Annotated in this window: 5 protein-coding genes; all 5 read right to left on the bottom strand. The window is 40.2% G+C overall.

Translation table 11 applies throughout. The features are described from left to right. Nucleotides 1–124 precede the first annotated feature (124 nt). A complete protein-coding gene (locus O9290_RS25810; protein WP_288087676.1) occupies nucleotides 125–271 on the bottom strand; it encodes a DUF6876 family protein in 147 nt (48 codons plus the stop codon). Nucleotides 272–725: 454 nt separating this feature from the next. Beyond that, nucleotides 726–1,322, bottom strand: coding sequence for a hypothetical protein (locus O9290_RS25805; protein WP_287999098.1), 597 nt, complete (start codon nucleotides 1,320–1,322; stop codon nucleotides 726–728). A gap of 88 nt (nucleotides 1,323–1,410) precedes the next feature. Continuing rightward, nucleotides 1,411–1,545, bottom strand: a complete 135-nt coding sequence (locus O9290_RS25800; RefSeq protein WP_288087674.1) for a hypothetical protein — start codon at nucleotides 1,543–1,545, stop codon at nucleotides 1,411–1,413. Nucleotides 1,546–1,732: 187 nt separating this feature from the next. Then, complete coding sequence (locus O9290_RS25795; protein ID WP_287999093.1) at nucleotides 1,733–1,951, bottom strand: hypothetical protein; 219 nt, start codon at nucleotides 1,949–1,951, stop codon at nucleotides 1,733–1,735. A 120-nt stretch (nucleotides 1,952–2,071) separates the two neighbouring features. Continuing rightward, the gene (locus O9290_RS25790; protein WP_287999090.1) at nucleotides 2,072–2,446 is read right to left on the bottom strand and encodes a hypothetical protein; all 375 of its coding nucleotides are present in this window, start codon (nucleotides 2,444–2,446) and stop codon (nucleotides 2,072–2,074) included. Nucleotides 2,447–2,836: the final 390 nt, after the last annotated feature.

Raw genomic sequence — 2,836 nt, 5'->3', positions numbered from 1 at the left:
TTTTGCTAATAAACATAGCAAAATTATAGATGATTTCCTGACCTAAGATCACATTTTATTCTTTTTTCCACTTCAATCTAAGAATTGAGAAAAAAGCAAAACCTTATATTATACCATAAAAAAATTATGCAAGAGGTCTATCGATGAGCCAATAGGCTTTGGCTTCTTGGACTAGGTAATGTACCCCATCCGTATAGAGGAGTCCCATTGAGTGCTTGTAATAGTTTTCGGTTCCGGTAAACTGTTCGAGATTCAGGTTTTTAGCCGTCATAATTTTGTTCAATTTGTTTTCATTCTTGGCGAAAGCATTTTTATTATTATTTTTCTCTTCTGAATTTGTTTTTATTCATTTTTAACTGTTGCGAACTATATCTCTTATGCTGAGTTAAAATCTTAAGTAAATTCGACAATAAATATTCTCTCCCAAAGGCTTTATAAGTAACGAGAATACGGTCTGGCAAAACGTGCAAATAGCAATTTAACTTACTGGATTCCCTGAACTTTTTATAAGTCATTAAAAGACAATCATAAACAATCCATATACTCTTTTACCCTTGATAAATTCTGTTGTTTTATTTTTCATTTTTACTCCTGTTTAACAAAGTAGTGACTCGATGAGATCGCTTTTGCATCGAGTCAAATAAAAGCGGTGAAGTCAGTTGTTAATTATCGGTTACTTGGCTTAAAATAATCGCATTGCCTCCGTTTTATTCGGTGATTAGTTATCAAATCAGGACAGGACAGGAGAAATAATGGGAGGACAAGGAGCGGTAGCCTTCCATCTCTAAGGAAGCGTCGATCATAGTTTCCGCCGCTTCTCGCTTGATATAGACCCAGCGAGGAGAGAGGTATTTTTGTCCATCCCAGGTATAAGTAACAAGAGAGACTTCTTCTTGCCAGTGATTAGCTTGGCGGATGCACTCAGGAGTGTTATGGCGCGGATAATGCTCGAACCACAAAATCGTCCCGTCCAAGTGAAAGTCGCGGCGGATAAAAGTTGCTAGGTTTTCGCTGCTATTTGTGATGGACGTGCCGCTGTCTGGCTCATCCAAATCGCTAAACACAACGAAGTGACAGTTGTTGCCATTCCAGATGCGGATTCTGGCTTTCGAGTCCCACTGGAAGTTGTGACGGTCTGGGTAGCCAAAACCTTTCCAGATGCCAATCAGGTCAATGTAGGGTTGTCTTAATCTCATCTCAATAGTTTCCGTAATAGTGATATTCTGCGCTATATTGTTTGTTCCTGTTTGTCCTAAGACTGTTGGCTGTTTCTCGGTTTCAGGTTTTAGCAGTCTGCTTAAGGGATTTGTTTGATTATTCATAGCTCCTAGTTCAATTATTTTCACCTCTGGCGAGAGCATTCTTGTTATTTTAAGTTATCTTTTTTGTATAATCTTCATCTGTTTCTAATTAACGTAAATTTTTAAAAATTCTAACAGCTTTTCTTCCAAAGGATTCAGGGAAGGGCAGTTCAACTTGCCCAATATTTTCAGAATTGATTGAGGTGACGAGCAGTTCGATAAGGGTGTGGCTTGATTGACGCATGGTGTTAACTTCCGTTGGTTTTCGACCGCACTCGACCGTTTTTCTTTTTTTTCTTTTCCTATTTTTTGTATTCGTCGTCTCCCGACCGAGCTTTGTCTGAAAATTACTGGCGATTGTTTCCCTCAGTTAAAAAAGGCGATAGTCGCAGTGACAATCGCCCAAGGGCAGAAAAAGTTTGATTTACCGATTAGAAATGAAGAGGATCATCGCTGGGTTGCCAATTATCCGAAATTTCTGGCTCATCTGGGTCGGGGTCGTCTTCTATTTCCGGTTCGGGACGGTAGATCGAGGCGTGAATACCTGGCGGTAAATCTTGGGTTGGATCGTAATAATCGTCGGGAAATTGTTTATATAGACGATAATCACGGAGGGTGTTAAGATAACTATCGAAAGTGTCGTTATCCATCGATTTTCTCGGAATAGTTTACACCCCGCTCCGATAGTTTTTGTTATTTAATTTTTCTTTTATTTCTCCCTTCACCGAAGCAAAAAAAAGGAGAGGAAAACTCCTCTCCCATCACGTTAATTAACCTGCGTTCCAGTCTTGGGGAATGCTGTTATAGGAACCATATTTTTCTTCCCGAGCGCGACGGCGTTCCCAACTGCGTTTGTTGGCATCGATCAAGTCCTGCAAAGTCATATTGAATTTGCGAAGTGCATAATCCAGCAGTTGTTCGAGCGTATAGGTGGGTTTGTCAGGAGTGCCGAACGCTTCGGTGAATTTCTGTTTGAAGTCATCCCAACTGAAATCCTCGCCGTTGCGTTTCCGAGATAGCATACCCTGACGTTCCCGGATGGCATAGTACACTTGGGCATAAACCCGTTCTGAATGATCGGGGACGGCGAAATTACCGAGGGCTTCATCGGATACAGAAATAACGGTTGTTTTCGGGACTGGCATGATTATTTCTCCAATTTCTAATAGTTTTCGCCCGCAATACCGTCTTTTTCTGTGATTTATACTGTTTTTATCTGTTTATCTGTTGTTTTTATCTTTTTGAGCGTTTAAACTAGACAGGGCTGGTTTACCTTGAAAAAGTTTAGTCAGTCGTTGATCGAGCGAATCGTTCTGAGTGCTTCCAAAAGGCAAAATAAGGTAAGTACCTAGGCAAAATTAATTACACATATCTAACCCCGCTCTTGCCTCTTGCCTCTTGCCTCTTGCCTCTTGCCTATCTTCACTAGGAAATTAATTTTGCACGACTACTTACTGAAGTGTTCACCGAGGGAATAACAGGATAAGATTTTCATAGTTTAAGACCTCTGTATGAATTTTCTCGACTAATACAGA

Origin of the sequence: Microcystis sp. LE19-41.2A (assembly GCF_027530405.1) — a bacterium.
In the GTDB taxonomy this organism is placed as follows: Bacteria; Cyanobacteriota; Cyanobacteriia; order Cyanobacteriales; family Microcystaceae; genus Microcystis; species Microcystis aeruginosa.
This window is presented reverse-complemented; position numbering and strand designations above follow the sequence as displayed.

Bases quoted from the DNA above. Each gene is read 5' to 3' on its own strand.
- O9290_RS25795 (WP_287999093.1), bottom strand. From the start codon at position 1,951: ATGGATAACGACACTTTCGATAGTTATCTTAACACCCTCCGTGATTAT.
- O9290_RS25805 (WP_287999098.1), bottom strand. From the start codon at position 1,322: ATGAATAATCAAACAAATCCCTTAAGCAGACTGCTAAAACCTGAAACC.
- O9290_RS25790 (WP_287999090.1), bottom strand. From the start codon at position 2,446: ATGCCAGTCCCGAAAACAACCGTTATTTCTGTATCCGATGAAGCCCTC.
- O9290_RS25810 (WP_288087676.1), bottom strand. From the start codon at position 271: ATGACGGCTAAAAACCTGAATCTCGAACAGTTTACCGGAACCGAAAAC.
- O9290_RS25800 (WP_288087674.1), bottom strand. From the start codon at position 1,545: ATGCGTCAATCAAGCCACACCCTTATCGAACTGCTCGTCACCTCAATC.